Here is an 18,214-nt window from a genome sequence, read left to right on the forward strand (position 1 = left end):
TGATATTTTAACACATTTCATATAATTATTATTCTCTGCTCCTTGAAACCCTTACGACTATCTCTCTTATAAAAAACAATTGTTCTTTGAATGATACATCTATACGTACAAAACCATAGTCAACTCATATCGCAAAACGATATTTTCATCTTGACAATCAATCATCCATCACTTATAATGAACAACATGAAAGAAATATCGAAAATTAAGACCACCTTTCTCAAGGTTGCACTTGTACCTGTTATTGCATTTATCCTTTTTTTCTTTGTTGTTTTGACACAAGGGCTCATCAGTTCCTACTCTGATCATGATATTTATTTTGTAAAAATTCTCTTTTATTTGGCGCTTTACATAGCTGCGGCCCTATCTCTTGTCGTAACGATTTTTGTCTATCGTATACTGTTACTTATTGAGCGTGGTACAGCCTTTACTGAGCCGGCCTTAAAGATAATTTCTACTATTAAAAAATTATCATTTGCAACTTTCTTTGTGCTTCTTGGAATTTTACCTATGACCTATCACATCATCGAGGTGATTCATGCACCGGTAATTATGGTTATTGGTGTAGCCATTAGTGTTACTCCTTTTATTGTTGCTATCTTTATTGCAACAATTGAAAAGCTCCTGCAAAGTGTCATTCAGATTAAATCAGAAAATGACCTCACGGTTTAAGAAAGGAGTATAAAATGGCAATAAAAGTACATATAGATCGAATGCTTGTAGAGCGTGAAATGTCTGTGACTGAACTTTCAGAACGAGTGGGTATCACAATGGCTAACATTTCTATTTTAAAAAATGGTAAGGCTAAAGCAATACGCTTCTCTACACTTGAAGCACTTTGCAAAGCACTCGACTGTCAACCTAAAGATCTCCTTGAATATCGAGAAGATTAATAAATGCAAGGAAGCAAGCTCGCTTCCTTTTATTGACTCATTCAATTTTTTAGCTTGACTTCTATTCTATTTTAGCTTATAATATTGATAAATTCAATAAAAGAGGATGGAAGCATGAATCTAGGACAAACCTTAAAAAAGCTACGTAAAGAACATCAGTTTACTCAAAAAGACATTGCCAAGATGCTTGACATCACTCAAGGGACTTATGCGCTTTGGGAGAAGAAAACCAGTAATCCTGCTTTAGAAATGATTACTAAACTTGCAGATATTTACAAAACACCTATTGATCTTATCCTCAACGAAAATCAAGGACATTCTTCTTTTATTGAGCTTCTCGATATTTACAAACAGTTAGATGCTGAACAGCAAAAGAATGTCTTGAATTTTTCACAGTTTCTTGCCAGTCAGAAACCACAAACTCTTCCTGACTCAGATAATATCATTCCTTTACGTACTTACCGTCGTGAGGAACTATATACGATTGAGGTAGCTGATGAGCAATTATCTGCTGGTTTTGGTCAGGCTCTGAATGACACCCAAGAGACTTACACCATCTTTACAGATGTACGTCCAGGCCGTTATGACGGTGCTGCACGCATCAAAGGAGACTCTATGCAACCAGAGTATCCTAACTTCTCTATTGTCACCTTTGTTACGACTGGTTTTGATAGAGATGGCGATATTTATGTCATTTCAGAGGGCGGACCCGGAGAAGAACAGCTGTATTGTAAGCAAGTTTTTCGAGACGGAGAAAGTTTCCGCTGTCACTCACTCAACACCGATCCACAATACAAGGATTTTTACTTAGATGAAGAAACTTCAAGAATCGTCGGCCCTGTCGTTGATTGTATTGAAGAAATAACGCCCGAATTAATCGAGAACTAAGAATATTATAAAAGAAGGTCACAATGGAATTTATAGAAATTGTTTTAATGTTTGGTGGAATGGGCTTAGGTTTTGCAGCCCTCTATGAAATAGCCCTCTGGTTTAGTCCTGAGGAGCGAGATTTACGTAAGACTAAAAAAGTAAAACAAGTTGAAGCTCAAAAATTCATCACTCTGCCAACAGCGATAAAGTTAAAAACTGGTCAGAAAGTTTCATGAAAGAAAGATAAGTGCAGCCTTGGCTCACAAAAAAAAGCCCAAGAAGACTTTGAATAACCTCTTCTTGGGCTTTTTTAGTACTTATAAATGCAAAACAAAAAGCATACTTAAAGTAGTTTTGAAAGGCTACTGTAGATATGCTGTTGTTTGTTAAGCAAGTACATTAATCTGAATTGTCTTACGTCCCCAAGCTTGCGCTTGAGCTGTTGTTGGAAGATGGACATCAATAATATTTCCCTTGATGGCTCCACCTGTATCACCTGCAATAGCAATGCCATATCCTGGGACTTCAACCATCTTTCCTAAGGGAATGACAGAAGGATCTACGGCAATACACATTGGATTTTGGTGCAAGTTAATCCCTGTAGCTGTGATAAAACCTAAGCCGTTATCTGAGGAGTAAGCTGTAGCCGAAACAGTCAAGGAAGTTCCACCATCACTACTCGGAGCTGTAATCGTCGTATCTTTAGGCTCCGAAACTTGAGGTGCTTCATTTTTCTTTGAAGCCAACTGCTCTATTTTAGGCTGATCTGCATTCTCGTCTACTGTTGTATCTTTAGCCATTTCTGCTTTGGCTTTCATCTCCTCCAGTATGTTCTGGTTATCAGCCATTTTATTTTTTAGGGTATGAATACTCTCTTCAAGGTTCTCCGCTTGCTCTTGGTAGTCTGCCTGAGCAGTTTTTAACTCATCTTTGGTTTGCATAAGTGAGCTTTGCATTGTTTCCAAATTTTTCTGCGTGTCAACTAAGTCCTTAGCTTGCGCATCCTCAGCTCTTAATATCACACTCAGGTTTGTCCAAGCCTGTATTGCTTCATGAAAATCATTAGCATTCAATACTACATTAAGAACAGAAGCTGAAGCTCCACCGTGAGCTTGCATGGCACGCATTTGCTTCGCTACTGTTTCTTTTAAAGAATTGTATTTTCCCTCAGTTCTTTCAATTTCTTGATTCAGACTTGCAATCTTTTCTTGCGTTGTTTTTAGCTTATTTTGCGAATCAGTTGCTTTTGCGTAGATAGCATTTGTCTGAGAAAGTTCTGAGTTGAGCTGTTGTTGAAAGTTCTCGATATCTTTATTAATCGTACTTTCGTCAGCTTTAGCAACTTGTAGGCCCATTGTCAGCATTCCGACTGACAGTCCAAGTAAAGTTGCACCTTTTTTCCAATTGTTCTTTTTCATATTTTACTATTTTAACACAAAAAGAACGCAGGTTGATGTCAAATACATTACGAAGAGACATACAAACTTAATGTAAACCGCTTTTATTAATACTTTATCTCTTGACTTTTTTTAAAACTCATAATAAAAACCTTAGAATATACTTCTAAGGTTTTTCATTTAACGGATTTCAAGCGCTAAAGTTTCTACAAGATTTTTCGTAATTTTTGCCATTGCTTTTGCAATTTCTTCTTCTGTCATTGTCTTTTCACGACTTTGGAAAGTTAAGCTATAAGCCATTGATTTCTTACCTTCTGGTAAGTTTTCACCTTGATAAATATCAAAGAGCTCAACTTTGCTTAATGTTTTAACTTTACTTGAAGTGATTGTTTCTACGATTTCAGCATGTGTTTTCTCTGCATCAACTAGCATCGCAATGTCACGATGCACAGCTTGAACTTTTGGAATTTCCACAAAGACTGTCTGCGCTGGTGCAAGCTCAAGCATTACATCCAAGTCCAGTGAAGCCACATAAGTTTCTTTCACATCATAAGCTTTTGCTGTTGCAGGATGAACTTGCCCAACGAAACCAACTTGACGGTCACCCAAAAGAATACGTGCAGTACGCCCTGGGTGCATTTCTTTGACTTCAGAATAAGCTTCAAAAGCAAGGTTGTCATAACCTGCTAGGAGTTGTTCAACAATAGCTTTTGCATAATAAAAGTCCACAGCTACAGCATCAGAACTGTAGGTTTTGTCTTCTACATTTCCAGAAATAGCAAAGGCAAGATGTGGAATTTCAAGAGGACGTGTATCTTCAGAATCTGTCGCTACAAAAATATTGCCTACTTCATAAATTGCAACATCTGCATTTTTGCGGTTTTGATTGTAATTAACAATATCTAAGAGACCCGGAATTTGACTGCCACGTAAGGTTTGACGATCTTCTGTCATTGGCAACATCAACGATGTTGTTGCCCCTTGTGTTTCTACAAATTCTTGCGCTTTTTCTGCTGTAGTTAAAGAATAACCAATAACTTCTGAAAGCCCTGCCGCTTCGACGTGTGTGCGTACCTTGCGACGTAATTTTTGCATGGCAGTTAATTCACCTGCTGTCGCACCTGAAGGTAGAGTACTAGGTAAATTATCATAGCCATAAATACGAGCTACTTCTTCCACGATATCGGCTTCAATCTTGATATCCCAACGTCGTGAAGGAATTTGAATGTTAAATTGTCCTTCTTTTTCTTGTGTTTCAAAACCAAGTTGCGCTAAAATCGCAAGTACTTCTGCATCTTCAAGTGATGTTCCTAAAGCCGCATTGATACGGTCCAAAGTAATGTTAACTTCTTGAAGTTTGGGCATGAAGTCATTTGACTCTACCACACCTGAGAGAATCTCTCCACCAGCCAGTTCTTGAATCATGGCTGCTGCAAAGTCTAGTGCTTCACGTACTGTACCTTGGTTGATTCCTTTTTCAAAACGGCTTGAAGATTCTGAACGTAAGGCAAACTTATGTGAAGTTTTACGGATTGAAGTGCCGTTGAAAAGTGCAGCTTCTAAAGCTACTGTGACTGTTTGATCAGTAATTTCACTGTCAAAGCCACCCATGACACCTCCAAGAGCTACCGGTTGGCCATTAGCTGTAATTACGATATCCTCAGGGCTAAGTTCCCGCTCTTGCTCGTCGAGAGTAATAATCTTCTCTCCTTGATCCGCCTGACGCACCACAATTTCATCTGCACCAAACTTATCAAAATCAAAAGCATGAAGCGGTTGGCCGTAGTACATCAAAACATAGTTGGTTACGTCAACGACATTATTAATGGGGCGAATACCAGCATTCATCAAGGTATTTTGTAGCCAAAGTGGTGATGGAGCAATTTTGACATTTTCAATCATACGAATTTTATAAGTCGGAACTTGTTCTGTACTTGTTTCCACTTTTACAGCTACCTTATCAGCCGCTTTTTTGGCTACTTCGGTTACCGTTTTTTCTTCAAAATTGACTGTTTTACCATAGATAGCTGCTACTTCATAAGCAACACCACGCATTGACATTGCATCAGCACGGTTGGCCAAGATATCGGGTTCGATAATTTCATCATCTAAGTCAAGATATGGCAAGACACTGTCACCAATCACTGCATCTTCAGGTAAAATATAGATGCCATCTTCATGCTTCATTGGATTAACAGATTCAGGAATACCAATTTCATCAAGTGCGCACAGCATTCCTAAGGAAACGATACCACGGATTTTTCCTTTTTTGATTTTATAGTTATCCGCGATACGTGCACCCACAAGTGCTGTAATGACTTTAATTCCAGCTTTGACATTTGGAGCACCACAGACGATTTGGAGCGGTTCTTCTTCTCCAACATCAACTTGGCAAATATGTAGATGTGTTTCAGGTACATCTTCACAAGTCAAGACTTGACCGACAACAATTTTTGACAAACCTTGTCCTGGTACAGTTACACCTTCAATTTCAATACCTGAAAGTGACATTTTTTCTGCCAAATCAGCAACAGGAACATCATCAAGACCGTTGACTAATTTTTTTAACCATTTATATGATACTAACATTTTATTTTTCCTTTTATTCCGTATTCTTTTATGTCTTTACTTCTGAAATTATTTTCCAAATTGTTCTAAGAAACGTAAGTCACCTTGATAGAAGCCACGAATATCATTGATACCATAGCGGAGCATTGCGATACGTTCTTGTCCCATACCAAAAGCAAAACCAGAATATTCCTTGCTGTCGATACCACTCATTTCTAAAACGTTAGGATGAACCATACCCGCACCGAGAATTTCAATCCAGCCAGTATATTTGCAGACATTACATCCCTTGCCGCCACATTTGAAGCAGCTTACATCGACCTCAACAGAAGGTTCCGTAAACGGGAAGTAAGAAGGACGTAGACGAATCTCACGGTCAGCACCGAACATTTTTTGAATGACAAGTTCAAGCGTACCTTTAAGATCGGCCATCGTAATGTTTTTATCCACAACTAAGCCTTCGACTTGATGGAATTGGTGGCTGTGAGTAGCATCATCCGTATCACGACGGTAAACGCGACCTGGAGCAATCATGCGTAAACCACCTTTACTAAAGTCATGTTGGTCCATCGTGCGCGCTTGCATTGGCGATGTATGTGTGCGTAATAATACCTCGTTTGTTACATAGAAAGTATCTTGCATATCACGCGCAGGATGATCTTTAGGCAAATTCATACGCTCAAAATTATAATGATCCGTTTCGACTTCATAGCCGTCAACAATCTCATAACCCATACCTAAGAAAATTTCCTCAATCTCTTCTGCTGTTTGAGTCAAAATATGACGTGCACCTTTTTTAGGTGCATGACCGGGTAAAGTCACGTCTAAAGTTTCAGAATTTAAGGCTGCATTCATGGCTGCTGCTTCAAGCTCTGCTTTTTTCTCCTCAAGTTTCGCTCCGAATTCGTCACGGAAGGCATTAGCTAGAGCACCGATAACTGGACGTTCTTCATTTGTTAGGTCTTTCATCCCTTTGAGAATTTCTGTCAACTCGCCTTTTTTACCCATGATTGCTGTTCGCAAATCATTCAGCATTCTTTCTTCAACAGCTGCTGTTAAATTATTCAAAGCTTGTTCACGTAAAGCTTCAATTTTTTCTTGTAAATTCATTTTTTCTCCTAATACCTTCTAACCGTGATGACAAAAAAACCACGATTTCAACCCCTACACAAAGGAGCGAAAACCGCGGTACCATCCTATTTTATCACTTAATTAAAGACTATTTTAAATTAGAACGAGGTGAACTTCAATAACTTTTCCGTGTGATGATTTGCAGTCGACGACATCACTCCCTTAAACGTTCCAGTAACCTACTCTTCTCATTCTTTATATGTTCTTATTTTAGCAGATTTATCTCATTTGTCAATGGTTATCGCTGCCTTAAGCATTTTCCACAATTATTAACAATTTCAAAGAATTATTACTTCTTGATTTTAAGGATATACCCCTTACGCCTATTGAGTTCTTTTTCTTCTACTTCTGTTTCTGGTGGCAGATTGAAAGCTGGCGGACATAGGTGGGATAGACTACGGCATTTCCTGAAAACATCCCATCTTCAATCGTTTTTACTACTGCAGAATCCGTTTCAAAAGCCGTACGGAGCCATTTTTTCACGACTATAAACATAGCAATAAGTATTTGGACAAAACTCAGGCTCACAAACAGCACTACTCTTATTCTCTTTTTCAATAATATTCTCCTCCAAAAATCAATAATTAATTTTTAGCAACTAATACGAGAAAAAAGGCACCAAAAAAAGCAATCAACTCAATGATTGCTTGCTCTTAGATTTATTTCCTTAGGCTTCCCAAACGTTTTCCAAAACGTTTGTTTGGTCACGGTCTGGACCAACAGAGAATGTTGAGATACGGACACCAACGAGTTCTGCAACACGAAGAACATAGTTGCGTGCTGTTTCTGGAAGTTCTTCCAGAGTACGCATTCCAGTAATATCTTCAGACCATCCTGGCATTTCTTCGTAAATTGGTTTGCAACGTTCCAATTCTTTAAGACTTGCTGGGTAGTGAGTGATTTCTTTTCCGTCAAGTTCGTAAGCGACACAGATTTTCACTGTTGGTAATCCTGCCAGAACATCAATAGAGTTCAAGCTAAGATGAGTCAGACCTGAAACACGTCGTGAGTGACGCATAACGACCGCATCAAACCATCCTACACGGCGTGGACGACCTGTTGTTGTACCATATTCATGTCCAACTTCACGGATTTGGTGACCTGTTTCATCAAAAAGCTCTGTTGGGAATGGACCATCACCAACGCGTGAAGTGTAGGCTTTACATACACCAACTGCTTTATCAATTTTTGTTGGACCAACACCTGAACCGATAGCTACTCCTCCTGCCAATGGGTTTGAAGATGTAACAAAAGGATAAGTTCCTTGGTCGATATCTAGCATAACACCTTGTGCACCTTCAAAGAGGACGCGATGGCCTTCATCAAGCGCATCGTTCAAGATTACTGAGGTGTCCGCTACATATTTTTTAATTTGTTGACCGTATTCATAGTATTCGTTAAAGATTTCATCGAAATCAAGTGCTTCACTATCGTAAAGTTTAACAAATTCACGGTTTTTATTTTCAAGATTTGTACGTAGACGTTCTTCAAAAATTTCTTTATCAAGAAGGTCTGCGATACGGATACCGACACGTGCCGCTTTATCCATGTAAGCTGGGCCGATACCTTTGATTGTCGTACCAATCTTTTGATCGCCTTTAGCTTCTTCTTGAAGGGCATCTAACTTGATATGGTAAGGCAAGATAACGTGGGCGCGGTCTGAGATACGAAGATTGTCTGTTGTTACACCGTTTTCGTGGAGGTAAGCAATTTCTTTTACCAGGGCTTTGGGGTTGATGACTACACCATTACCGATAACAGATGTTTTTTCTGGGAAGAAAATACCAGATGGGATAAGGTGGAGTTTGTACTTAAAGCCGTCAATAACAATAGTGTGACCGGCATTGTCCCCTCCTTGGTAACGCGCAATAACCTCTGCGTCTGAGCTGAGGAAGTCAGTAATTTTACCTTTTCCTTCATCTCCCCACTGCGTTCCTACAACAACAACTGATGGCATAATAGCTCTCTTTTCTTTTAATATTTGTACGCTCTATGTCTCCTTTTCAAGAGGCACAGCTGGCATTTTGATATTGAAAAGCTCCTATCGCACTATTCCTATTATAGCAAAAAATATAATTTACTTTGAGTAAGAAACGAGTTTTTTTCTATAAAACTACTATTTTGTTCGGAAATATCTAACTTTATTTCTATTTTTTCTAATAATCTTACTTTTTTGACTACCTTCGTTCTCGTTATAAAACATCAGTGTCAAAATAAAATCCTAACAATCCATGACGTTAAAAATATGTTAAAATAGAAGAAGTTATGACTGATAAAATATTAAAATCCATTTCAAAAAATGGTCACTTTCGTGCTTTTGCTCTTGATTCAACATTAACTGTCCGTGAAGCTCAGGAACGTCATCAAACGATGCCTACTTCTACTGTTGCCCTTGGTCGTACCTTGATTGCTGCCCAAATTTTAGGCGCTAATGAAAAAGGGGACAGTAAAATTACGGTCAAAATCTTGGGTGATGGTGCTATGGGTGCAATTGTTGCCGTAGCAGATGCTAAAGGAAATGTTAAAGGTTATGTTCAAAACAAAGATTTAGACTATAAAAAAGCTTCAACAGGAGAAGTACTTGTTGCTCCTTTCATTGGCAATGGCTTCTTTGTCGTTATTAAAGATATGGGACTTCGTCAACCTTATACAGGCCAAACTGATTTAATTACTGGAGAAATTGGGGAAGATCTGGCCTGGTATTTTCTCTCTAGTGAGCAAACACCTTCTTCTGTTGGTTTAAATGTCTTGCTCAATGACGGGGAAGACAGTGTTAAAATCGCAGGGGGATTTATGCTCCAAGCCTTGCCTGATGCAACTGATGATGAAATCACTCTGATGGAAAAAAACATCAAAGCAATGCCAAGTATTTCAGAAATGCTTTTAAAAGAAAAGCCGCTTGAAGCCATGTTAGCTGCACTTTATGGTGAGCTCGAATATACGATTCTTGCTGAATCACCCTTAGCCTTTGCGTGTGACTGTTCAAAGGAACGATTTGCTGAAGGCTTACAAAGCCTCGGTAGTCAAGCACTCACCGAAATTATTGAAGAAGATCACGGGGCTGAAGTCCTCTGCCAATTTTGCGGACGCAAATATGAATTTACAGAAAAAGAACTCAATGATTTAATCTTGGGAGCTGCTCAAAAATGAGACTATTGATTAAAGATCTTTCACAATCGTCAAACAAAAATATAGGTTTAATTTTTTTAAGTCTATTGGTTGGACTGGCAGCTGGCTTCTTAGCCAGCTTTTATCGTTTGGCCCTTTCTCTAGCTGAAAAATTAGGTGCTGCTCTCTACCATCAAGCCAGCACTCACCTTATTTATGGGCTTTTCCTCCTTCCCACCTTGCTTCTCCTTGTCTTTATTGTCAGTACCTTGATGAAAAAATACCCTATGTCGACTGGTAGCGGAATTCCTCAAGTCAAAGGGCAATTGCTGGGCTACTTTAAACCAGACTGGTTTTCAACGGCTTGGGCTAAGTTTGTCGGAGGAACACTGGCCATGTTTGCTGGGTTATCCTTAGGTCGTGAAGGACCATCGATCCAGCTCGGGGCTGCGATGGGACAAGCCTTTGGTCAAAGATTTTCCTCTACTGAGCGACACCAACGTTTGTTGATTGCTTCTGGAGCTTCCGCCGGTTTATCTGCTGCTTTTAATGCACCGCTTTCGGGTATCATGTTTACGCTTGAAGAAGTATTCAAATACTTCTCACCTTTGATATTATTAACTTGTATGAGCTCTGCTATCATGGCTGATGCCGTTTCGCGTATTATTTTTGGTCCAGCCAGTATCTTTGATTTCCAAATCGTGAGCAGCTTTCCCCTCTCAGATTATTGGCTACTCTTACTTTTAGGCATCCTTATGGGAATTTTTGGTGCAGTTTATAATGCTGCTCTTCTAAAGAGTCAAAGCCTCATGAAGGGGAAGATAAAAAGTCCTTTTCTTCGTGTCTTGTTCAGTTTTGCTGCTTCTGCTCTTGTCGCACTCTTCTTTCCACTAATCAGCGGCAGTGGTCACCAGTTGATTGACCAATTGACGCTTACTTGGGGACTTGCCTTTCTCTGTCTGGTCTTTGTTGCAAAGTTTTTGATTTCCCTCATCAGCTATGCTTCAGGTGTTCCCGGAGGAATATTCTTCCCCCTCTTAGTACTCGGTGCTAGTCTTGGTAGCATTTTTGCTACAACAGTCATTCCTCTCTTGCATTTGTCGCCCAACCTATTCCCAAATTTTATTATTTTAGCGATGGCTGCAACTTTTACTGCTATCGTTCGTGCACCAATGACTGGAATTCTCCTTTTAGTCGAGATGACAGGTTCCTTTGATCATTTATTACCTCTGGCTTTTGTTTCTCTAATTTCCTATCTTGTGGCCGAGCTTTTACACTCTGAGCCAATCTACCACTCATTACTCCACAATCTACTTACTGTTGATTCGGAAATAGCTACTGAAAAAGAAGGTCATATTATGATTGAAGCCTTGGTACAGTTTGATTCGGAAGCTGACAATCAACCGGTTCAAAATCTCCATCTTCCTAAAGATAGTCTTCTGATTGCTATTCAAAGAAATGGTGAAAAAATTATTCCACGAGGAGATACACTACTCCATGCTGGAGATGTTGCAACCTTTTTAACCACTCAAGCTCAGGAAGTTTCTGTACGCCAAAAAATAAAGCACTTATTTACTGATTAATCTAAAAAACCTTCGTTAATTTATCTACGAAGGTTTTTTCAGTGCAAAGTTTTAGCAAATCCCCTAAAAAATGGTAAAATATTCTCTATGACTATGGATTCAAAATACACACGCCCATGGAAAATTGGGGATATAGAAATTGCTAATAAAATTGTACTCGCTCCAATGGCGGGAATTAATAATAAAGCCTTCCTGACAACAGCTAAAGAGTTTGGAGCCGGACTTGTTGTTACTGAAATGATTTCTGATAAAGGTATCGAACATCGTAACAAAAAAACGCTTCAAATGATGGACTTTGAAGGCGTTCCGCATCCACTTTCCATGCAGATTTTTGGTGGTGAAGTTGATACACTGGTTGAAGCAGCGAAATTTGTTCAAGAAAATACAGTAGCAGACATCATTGATATCAATATGGGCTGTCCTGTTCCGAAGGTAACCAAAAATGAAGCGGGAAGTCGCTTACTACTTGACCCAGATAAGGTTTACGATGTAGTGAAAGCTGTCAGCTCTGCGATTGATCTACCACTCACTGTAAAAATTCGTATCGGTTGGGATTCTGATCATCTCTACGCTGTCGAAAATGCCAAAGCTATTGAAGCAGCTGGTGGTGCAGCTGTTGCAATGCACGCACGGACACGCGCTCAACTCTATGAAGGTAAAGCCGACTGGACATGGCTTGAAAAAGTAGCAAGCAATATTAACATTCCTTTCATCGGAAACGGCGATGTTAAAACACCTGAAGATGCTAAACGCATGATTGATGAAACAGGTGTTGATGCAGTCATGATTGGTCGAGCAGCTCTTGGAAATCCGTGGATGCTTCACCGTACGGAACACTACCTTCGCACAGGGGAATTACTCCCTGAACCAACTGTGGATGAAAAAATGCGTATCGCTAAGATTCACTTGCAACGTCTTGTTGACCTCAAAGGCGATAACTTAGCGTCACGCGAATTCCGTCAACATGCAGCTTACTACCTCAAAGGTGCAAAACGTGCTGCAAAAGTTAAAGTAGCTGTAAATCAAGCAGAAACACAAGCAGAAATTGTCAAGATTTTAGATGATTTCGTTGCTCAAAATTAAGAGATTGGCTTTTGCCAGTCTTTTTGTTTATAATAAGGTTAGTATCATAAAACAAGGAGGGACTCTATGCGTACATCAAAAGCTCTTGTCGAAATCGAAAAGGCAATTATTCACCTCAAGAAAGCTAAACGTGAGATTAGTAATTATAGCTTTGAAAACCAAACTCAAAGCCTCATTCAAATCAATCAAGCTATCGATCGCTTACAAATTCTTAAGGACGGCGTTAATGCTGATTCTTCTGATGTAGAAGGTGTTTCTTCTGTAGGCCGACTTGAAGGCGAACGTCTAACTTCAAAACTTTTTCAATAATAGCCATTAAAATAAAAAGAACCAAAATCTGGCTCTTTTTTTATTTTTTCTTACGTTTATATTTACTTTGTGGATAAGTAAAATCTCCCATAACTTCATGAACATTTATTACTGTTGAGAAGGCTTGAGGATCTATTTCAGCAATCAGAGCTTTAACCGTCATGACTTCTCGAGGGTTAAGCACCACATAGACCACACGTTTTTCTGTACCTGAATATGCGCCTTCACCATGTAAGAATGTTGCACCACGTCCAAGTTCTGCCAGGATGGCATTTGAAATTTCTTGATACTTAGGACTGATAATAAGCATCCCACGAACGGTATAACCACCAGATTGGATAAGGTTAATCACTTGGGCACTTACGAAACTTGCAATTAATGTATAAACCATATGATTAACATCAATGTAAGTGAGAGAAAGTGTCATTACAAAAAGGTCTATTGTGAAAATCACACGCCCCACTGCTGTGCCTCGCTTAATTTGCAACAGCTGAGCAATGATATCTGAACCTCCAGTTGTTCCGCCAAAGCGGAAGATAATCCCAATCCCCGTTCCGGCAAATACCCCGGCCAGGAGAGCTGCGACTAAGTTATCATGCAAAAGATTAATACTAAAATCAAATGCTTGGAAAACTGAAAGGAAAAGCGAGATGTTAACAATCGCATAGACCGTATAGGTAAAGGTCCGTTGTCCTAAGAAACGGTAACCAATAAAAAGCAAGGGGATATTCAGAATGAACTGACTTAGGGCCGGATCCAACTTGAATAATGCGTGCAAGATCAAGGTAATACCGGAAAGGCCACCTGCAGCCAACTGATTGGCCATATTTAACTTTACAAAACCAAAAGCAAAGATAATTGCGCCTAAGCTGATGGCAATAAAGTTACGAAAATGGATTTTAATGAGGCTCATATCCTTCATACAACTCTCCAATCTAATACCATTTTTACCTTATAAAAATGGCTTTATAATTTCTTGTAAAACCTCTGTCACAGTTGACAGAGGCCTTCTCTAATTTATACTAAAACGGTCATTTTGTCAACTTAATCAGTAATCTCACTAAAGTTCCCTATTACACGAACGTTTTCTGAGATAGAGACAAAAGCTTTCGGATCATATTTTGTGATGATTTCTTTAAAATCTTGATACTCATACATGGTGATAACCGTAAACAAAATTGTCCGTTTCTCGTGTGAGTATGCACCTTCAGCATTGTTCAAAATTGTTGCACTGTGATGCATTTTTTCAAAGAGTTTGCGGATGATGATTTCAGGATTCTCGGTAACTATCATCACCTGCATACGTTTTTGACGTGTAAAGATTGCATCTGTGACACGTGAGCTCACAAAGATAGCAATCATAGAATACAGCATATATTCCCAGCCAAAGAGTACGCCTGCAGTAAAGATAATTACTCCGTTGACAATGAAACCTAGTGTACCAACATTATGGCCTGTTCTCTTCCGGATATAAAGGGCAATGATGTCCGTACCACCACTTGAAATACCATTACGCATGGCATATCCAACACCTGCACCCATGATGGTACCACCAAAGATGGCATTGATGATTGGATCAGGTGTCAGCGTTGTTTCAGGAACAAAGTGGATAAAAATGGAGCTCATGGTAACCGTTAACAAAGTAAACAGAGTAAACTGTTTCCCTAAACGGAACCAAGCTAAAATCATTAAGGGAACATTGATCAGGAAGAGCGTGGCTGATATGGGAAGATAGTTGTGCCCCAAAATTCGTGTTAAAATTTCCGTTGCCACCTGTGCTGCCCCTGTCGCGCCACTTGCATAAACTCTTCCGGGTTGATAAAAGAAGTTCAATGCAAAAGCAGATGTGATTCCATATAAGACAGATGCTGAGAAACGATGTGTCAACTTTTCCCAGCCACCAAACATGTTGATAAATTTAGTCAAGTTTTTCAAGTTTAATTCTCAATTCTTCCAGTTGGCTCTCACTGACTACTGATGGCGCTTGTGTCATCGGGTCTGTGGCTTTATTATTCTTAGGAAAGGCAATAACTTCACGAATATTGTCTTTTCCTGCAAGCAACATAACGAAACGGTCCAAACCAAGGGCCAATCCTCCGTGTGGTGGGAAGCCATAATCTAAAGCTTCCAACAAGAAACCAAATTGCTCTTTGGCATCTTCTAAACTAAAGCCTAGCGCTTTGAGCATTTCTTCTTGTAATTCACGCGTATTAATACGAAGTGAACCACCACCGAGTTCGTAACCATTCAAAACAATGTCGTAAGCATGCGCACGCACTTTACTAAGATCTCCTGAAAGTTCCCCTTGTGTTTCAGCAGTTGGTAAAGTGAACGGGTGATGCGCACTCATATAACGCCCTTCTTCTTCTGACCATTCAAACATTGGCCAATCAATAACCCAGAGGAAATTGAATTTCGAATAATCAATTAAGCCTTGCTCTTTGGCAATCGTTTGACGTAAAGCACCCAGTGCTGAATTTGCCACTTCTAAACTGTCCGCCACAAAGAGAACCAAGTCGTTGTTTTCTAAGCCCAAAGTTTCAACGAATTCTGATGTTTTATCTGTCAAGAATTTAGCAATTGGACCTGCCAATTTATCGTCTTCAAACTTGATCCAAGCTAAGCCCTTGGCACCATTTTGTTTGGCTTGCTCTGTTAATTTATCAATAGCTTTACGAGAGTACTTATCGGCATTATTTTTAACAACAATGGCTTTAACAACTGGCGCCTCACTAAACACTTTGAAATCTACAGTTTTCGCAAGGTCTGTCAAGTCTGTCAAGAGCATTTCGTAGCGTGTATCTGGCTTATCTGAACCATAGAAATTCATAGCATCATCGTATTTCATACGCGGAAATGGTAAAGTTACATCAACGTTTTTAACGTCCTTCATAACTTTCGCAATCAAACCTTCAGTTAAATCTTGAATTTCTTCTTCCCCAAGAAAACTTGTTTCTAAGTCGACCTGTGTAAATTCTGGTTGACGGTCACCACGCAAGTCTTCGTCACGGAAACATTTCACGATTTGATAGTAACGATCAAGGCCCGCAGTCATCAACAATTGTTTCATAAGTTGTGGACTTTGTGGTAAAGCATAAAATTCGCCTTTATTAACACGAGAAGGAACAAGGTAATCACGTGCACCTTCTGGAGTTGATTTATTCAAGAAAGGTGTTTCAACATCGATAAAGCCTTGATTATCTAAGTAGCTACGGATAGCACGTGTTGTCGCATGACGCATCGTAATATTATTAAGCATTTCCGGACGACGTAAGTCGAGATAACGGTATTTCAACCGTGTATCATCAAGCACCTCAACTCCATCTTTAATCTCAAAAGGCGTTGTTTTTGAAGTGCTGAGAATTTGCATTTGGTTGGCTTCAATTTCAATTCCACCTGTTTTAATATTTTCGTTTTTGCTGGCACGTTCAACAACTTTACCTGTAATTTCAAGGACGTATTCGTTCCGGACTTTATCCGCTACCTCAACAATTTCTTTTGCTGCTGTTTCTGGGTTAACGACAATCTGGACAATACCTTCGCGGTCGCGCAAATCAATAAAGATTAAGCCTCCAAGATTGCGACGCTTCGCAACCCAACCTTTTACGGTAACTTCTTGATTTAAATATTCTTCGGTAATATTTCCTGCATAGTTTGTTCTCTTCAAATTTAATCTCCTTATGTTTTTTAGTACTCTTGTTCTCTAGAACTACTGAACTTTGTTATTCTCCAAGCGCTTCCTCAAAGATAGGCGCAAATCCTTTCGCAACTTCTGCCAAAGTTGTTTTCACTTCTTTACGCGTTTGGTTATGTTTAACTGTAATTTCACCTGTTTCCACTTCATTATCCCCAAGCGTAATTATCACTTCTGCTTTTGCTTTTTCAGCTGATTTAAATTGTGCGCTAAGCTTGCGATTAGAGAAATCACGTTCGACTTTAAAGGCTTGAGCACGGAGGCTTTCTGCGAGTTGTGTCGCTGCTAAGCTGGCTTTATTTCCCATAACGGCAATATAAACATCAAGTGTATCTTCTTCATGGAAATCAACACCTTGCATTTCAGCAACCATCAACAAGCGCTCTACACCCAGTCCGAATCCAAAACCTGGTGTGGCTGGACCATCAAAGTATTCAACCAAACCATCATAACGGCCGCCTGCACAAACCGTCAATTCTTGTCCTTTGACATCTACGATAAATTCAAAAATTGTATCATTATAATAGTCCAAACCACGAACCATATTAGTATCAATGACATATTCAATGCCTAAACCATCGAGCAGATCACGTGTCATGTCAAAGTGATTTTGAGACTCTTCTGTAAGAAAGTCCAAGATAGATGGTGCATCCTTGACGATTTCTTTGTCTTCTTTTTCCTTGCTGTCAAGTACTCGAAGAGGATTTTCGTGAAGACGACGTTGGCTATCTTTTGAAAGTTGTTTTTCAAAAGGTGTCAAATAATCAACCAAAGCTGTACGATAAGCCTTACGTGTTTCTAAATCCCCCAGAGAATTCAAGTGAAGTGTCACACCAGAAATACCGATTTGTTCAAATAATGATTGTGCCATGGCGATAATTTCGACATCAATTGCCGGATTTTTTGCTCCGAAACACTCTACACCAAATTGATGGAATTCACGTAAACGTCCAGATTGAGGGCGTTCATAGCGGAACATTGAGCCCATATAATACATTTTGACAGGTTTTGGCACTTCTGGGGCAAAGAGTTTATTTTCAATATAAGCGCGAACAGTTGAAGCAGTTCCTTCAGGACGTAAGGCAATGTGACGTCCACCTTTATCGTCAAAGTCATACATTTCTTTCGTCACAATATCACTTGTTTCACCTGTTGCACGACTGAACAGCTCATAACTTTCAAAAAGGGGTGTACGGATTTCTTTGAAATTGTAATCTTCAAATACTGCACGTGCCATCATTTCTACATATTGCCATTTTTGTGACTCTTGAGGCAGAATATCTGCCGTACCTTTTGGTTTTTGTAATTTCATATTATCTCCTTTGTATCGAATACATTTATGATTTAAACATTATTAAGAAAGCCTTTGTGAGCCTTGCCGTTCAGCATTAGCACCTTTAGGTGCAATGCTGGTAGCAAATTAAAACGCCCCAAGCATAAAAGCTCTAGGGCGTCAGTAATCTTATCGCGGTACCACCTAAATTTGTCCTGTCTTCCAGAACCTCAGTTTAGCTATAACGTTGCTACCGTTTCTTATCGTCACTTTAGGTTTTGTAAGCTTTCAGCCAAGTCTTACTC

General features: G+C 39.4%; 17 protein-coding genes. 8 read left to right on the top strand and 9 right to left on the bottom strand.

The window, feature by feature from the left end:
* Positions 1-90: 90 nt before the first annotated feature.
* From P3G65_RS09455 to P3G65_RS09470, 4 genes are all read left to right on the top strand, one after another.
* The gene (locus tag P3G65_RS09455) at positions 91-672 is read left to right on the top strand and encodes a DUF2975 domain-containing protein (protein WP_242520613.1); all 582 of its coding nucleotides are present in this window, start codon (positions 91-93) and stop codon (positions 670-672) included.
* A gap of 14 nt (positions 673-686) precedes the next feature.
* Positions 687-893: a helix-turn-helix transcriptional regulator gene (locus tag P3G65_RS09460; protein ID WP_019292191.1), complete on the top strand. Its 207-nt coding sequence runs from the start codon at positions 687-689 to the stop codon at positions 891-893.
* Between the two features lie 114 nt (positions 894-1,007).
* Positions 1,008-1,781, top strand: a complete 774-nt coding sequence (locus P3G65_RS09465; protein ID WP_019292192.1) for an XRE family transcriptional regulator — start codon at positions 1,008-1,010, stop codon at positions 1,779-1,781.
* A 23-nt stretch (positions 1,782-1,804) separates the two neighbouring features.
* Positions 1,805-1,999, top strand: coding sequence for a hypothetical protein (locus tag P3G65_RS09470; RefSeq protein WP_019293884.1), 195 nt, complete (start codon positions 1,805-1,807; stop codon positions 1,997-1,999).
* A 150-nt stretch (positions 2,000-2,149) separates the two neighbouring features.
* On the opposite strand, the gene P3G65_RS09475 is transcribed toward P3G65_RS09470, so the two are convergent.
* The 5 genes from P3G65_RS09475 to P3G65_RS09495 all read right to left on the bottom strand — a co-directional run bounded on the left by P3G65_RS09475 (position 2,150) and on the right by P3G65_RS09495 (position 8,816).
* Entirely contained in the window at positions 2,150-3,181 is a 1,032-nt protein-coding gene (locus P3G65_RS09475) for a 3D domain-containing protein (RefSeq protein WP_019292194.1), read from the bottom strand.
* Between the two features lie 159 nt (positions 3,182-3,340).
* Entirely contained in the window at positions 3,341-5,749 is a 2,409-nt protein-coding gene (gene pheT, locus P3G65_RS09480) for a phenylalanine--tRNA ligase subunit beta (RefSeq protein ID WP_019292195.1), read from the bottom strand.
* 48 nt (positions 5,750-5,797) lie between these two features.
* The gene (pheS, locus tag P3G65_RS09485) at positions 5,798-6,838 is read right to left on the bottom strand and encodes a phenylalanine--tRNA ligase subunit alpha (RefSeq protein ID WP_019292196.1); all 1,041 of its coding nucleotides are present in this window, start codon (positions 6,836-6,838) and stop codon (positions 5,798-5,800) included.
* Between the two features lie 363 nt (positions 6,839-7,201).
* Complete coding sequence (locus tag P3G65_RS09490; protein ID WP_230318217.1) at positions 7,202-7,342, bottom strand: hypothetical protein; 141 nt, start codon at positions 7,340-7,342, stop codon at positions 7,202-7,204.
* Positions 7,343-7,526: 184 nt separating this feature from the next.
* The gene (locus P3G65_RS09495) at positions 7,527-8,816 is read right to left on the bottom strand and encodes an adenylosuccinate synthase (RefSeq protein WP_017368598.1); all 1,290 of its coding nucleotides are present in this window, start codon (positions 8,814-8,816) and stop codon (positions 7,527-7,529) included.
* Between the two features lie 308 nt (positions 8,817-9,124).
* On the opposite strand from P3G65_RS09495, the gene hslO reads away from it, so the two are divergent.
* The 4 genes from hslO to P3G65_RS09515 all read left to right on the top strand — a co-directional run bounded on the left by hslO (position 9,125) and on the right by P3G65_RS09515 (position 12,942).
* Positions 9,125-10,009: an Hsp33 family molecular chaperone HslO gene (gene hslO, locus P3G65_RS09500; RefSeq protein WP_019292198.1), complete on the top strand. Its 885-nt coding sequence runs from the start codon at positions 9,125-9,127 to the stop codon at positions 10,007-10,009.
* Positions 10,006-11,550 carry a ClC family H(+)/Cl(-) exchange transporter gene (locus tag P3G65_RS09505; protein WP_019292199.1) on the top strand — a complete coding sequence of 515 codons (1,545 nt, stop codon included), beginning with the start codon at positions 10,006-10,008 and terminating at the stop codon, positions 11,548-11,550. Before hslO ends, P3G65_RS09505 begins: the two co-directional genes overlap by 4 nt.
* Before the next feature lie 87 nt (positions 11,551-11,637).
* Positions 11,638-12,633 (top strand): tRNA dihydrouridine synthase DusB, encoded by a 996-nt coding sequence (dusB, locus tag P3G65_RS09510; protein ID WP_003133380.1) that lies wholly within the window; start codon positions 11,638-11,640, stop codon positions 12,631-12,633.
* 66 nt (positions 12,634-12,699) lie between these two features.
* Positions 12,700-12,942 (top strand): hypothetical protein, encoded by a 243-nt coding sequence (locus tag P3G65_RS09515; RefSeq protein ID WP_019292200.1) that lies wholly within the window; start codon positions 12,700-12,702, stop codon positions 12,940-12,942.
* Positions 12,943-12,982: 40 nt separating this feature from the next.
* On the opposite strand, the gene P3G65_RS09520 is transcribed toward P3G65_RS09515, so the two are convergent.
* The 4 genes from P3G65_RS09520 to hisS form a co-directional block, all read right to left on the bottom strand.
* Complete coding sequence (locus P3G65_RS09520) at positions 12,983-13,864, bottom strand: YitT family protein (RefSeq protein WP_017368602.1); 882 nt, start codon at positions 13,862-13,864, stop codon at positions 12,983-12,985.
* Between the two features lie 122 nt (positions 13,865-13,986).
* Positions 13,987-14,850, bottom strand: a complete 864-nt coding sequence (locus P3G65_RS09525; RefSeq protein ID WP_029343371.1) for a YitT family protein — start codon at positions 14,848-14,850, stop codon at positions 13,987-13,989.
* A gap of 10 nt (positions 14,851-14,860) precedes the next feature.
* On the bottom strand, positions 14,861-16,609 hold the full coding sequence (aspS, locus tag P3G65_RS09530; RefSeq protein ID WP_019292202.1) for an aspartate--tRNA ligase: 1,749 nt from the start codon (positions 16,607-16,609) through the stop codon (positions 14,861-14,863).
* Between the two features lie 55 nt (positions 16,610-16,664).
* A complete protein-coding gene (hisS, locus tag P3G65_RS09535) occupies positions 16,665-17,948 on the bottom strand; it encodes a histidine--tRNA ligase (RefSeq protein WP_019292203.1) in 1,284 nt (427 codons plus the stop codon).
* Positions 17,949-18,214 lie beyond the last annotated feature (266 nt).

The sequence above is a fragment of the Lactococcus sp. bn62 genome, from assembly GCF_029492705.2.
Classification (GTDB): domain Bacteria; phylum Bacillota; class Bacilli; order Lactobacillales; family Streptococcaceae; genus Lactococcus; species Lactococcus petauri.

Coding starts and splice junctions, on each gene's coding strand:
- P3G65_RS09455 (WP_242520613.1), top strand. CDS start 91: ATGATACATCTATACGTACAAAACCATAGTCAACTCATATCGCAAAAC.
- P3G65_RS09460 (WP_019292191.1), top strand. CDS start 687: ATGGCAATAAAAGTACATATAGATCGAATGCTTGTAGAGCGTGAAATG.
- P3G65_RS09465 (WP_019292192.1), top strand. CDS start 1,008: ATGAATCTAGGACAAACCTTAAAAAAGCTACGTAAAGAACATCAGTTT.
- P3G65_RS09470 (WP_019293884.1), top strand. CDS start 1,805: ATGGAATTTATAGAAATTGTTTTAATGTTTGGTGGAATGGGCTTAGGT.
- P3G65_RS09475 (WP_019292194.1), bottom strand. CDS start 3,181: ATGAAAAAGAACAATTGGAAAAAAGGTGCAACTTTACTTGGACTGTCA.
- pheT (WP_019292195.1), bottom strand. CDS start 5,749: ATGTTAGTATCATATAAATGGTTAAAAAAATTAGTCAACGGTCTTGAT.
- pheS (WP_019292196.1), bottom strand. CDS start 6,838: ATGAATTTACAAGAAAAAATTGAAGCTTTACGTGAACAAGCTTTGAAT.
- P3G65_RS09495 (WP_017368598.1), bottom strand. CDS start 8,816: ATGCCATCAGTTGTTGTTGTAGGAACGCAGTGGGGAGATGAAGGAAAA.
- hslO (WP_019292198.1), top strand. CDS start 9,125: ATGACTGATAAAATATTAAAATCCATTTCAAAAAATGGTCACTTTCGT.
- P3G65_RS09505 (WP_019292199.1), top strand. CDS start 10,006: ATGAGACTATTGATTAAAGATCTTTCACAATCGTCAAACAAAAATATA.
- dusB (WP_003133380.1), top strand. CDS start 11,638: ATGACTATGGATTCAAAATACACACGCCCATGGAAAATTGGGGATATA.
- P3G65_RS09515 (WP_019292200.1), top strand. CDS start 12,700: ATGCGTACATCAAAAGCTCTTGTCGAAATCGAAAAGGCAATTATTCAC.
- P3G65_RS09520 (WP_017368602.1), bottom strand. CDS start 13,864: ATGAAGGATATGAGCCTCATTAAAATCCATTTTCGTAACTTTATTGCC.
- P3G65_RS09525 (WP_029343371.1), bottom strand. CDS start 14,850: ATGTTTGGTGGCTGGGAAAAGTTGACACATCGTTTCTCAGCATCTGTC.
- hisS (WP_019292203.1), bottom strand. CDS start 17,948: ATGAAATTACAAAAACCAAAAGGTACGGCAGATATTCTGCCTCAAGAG.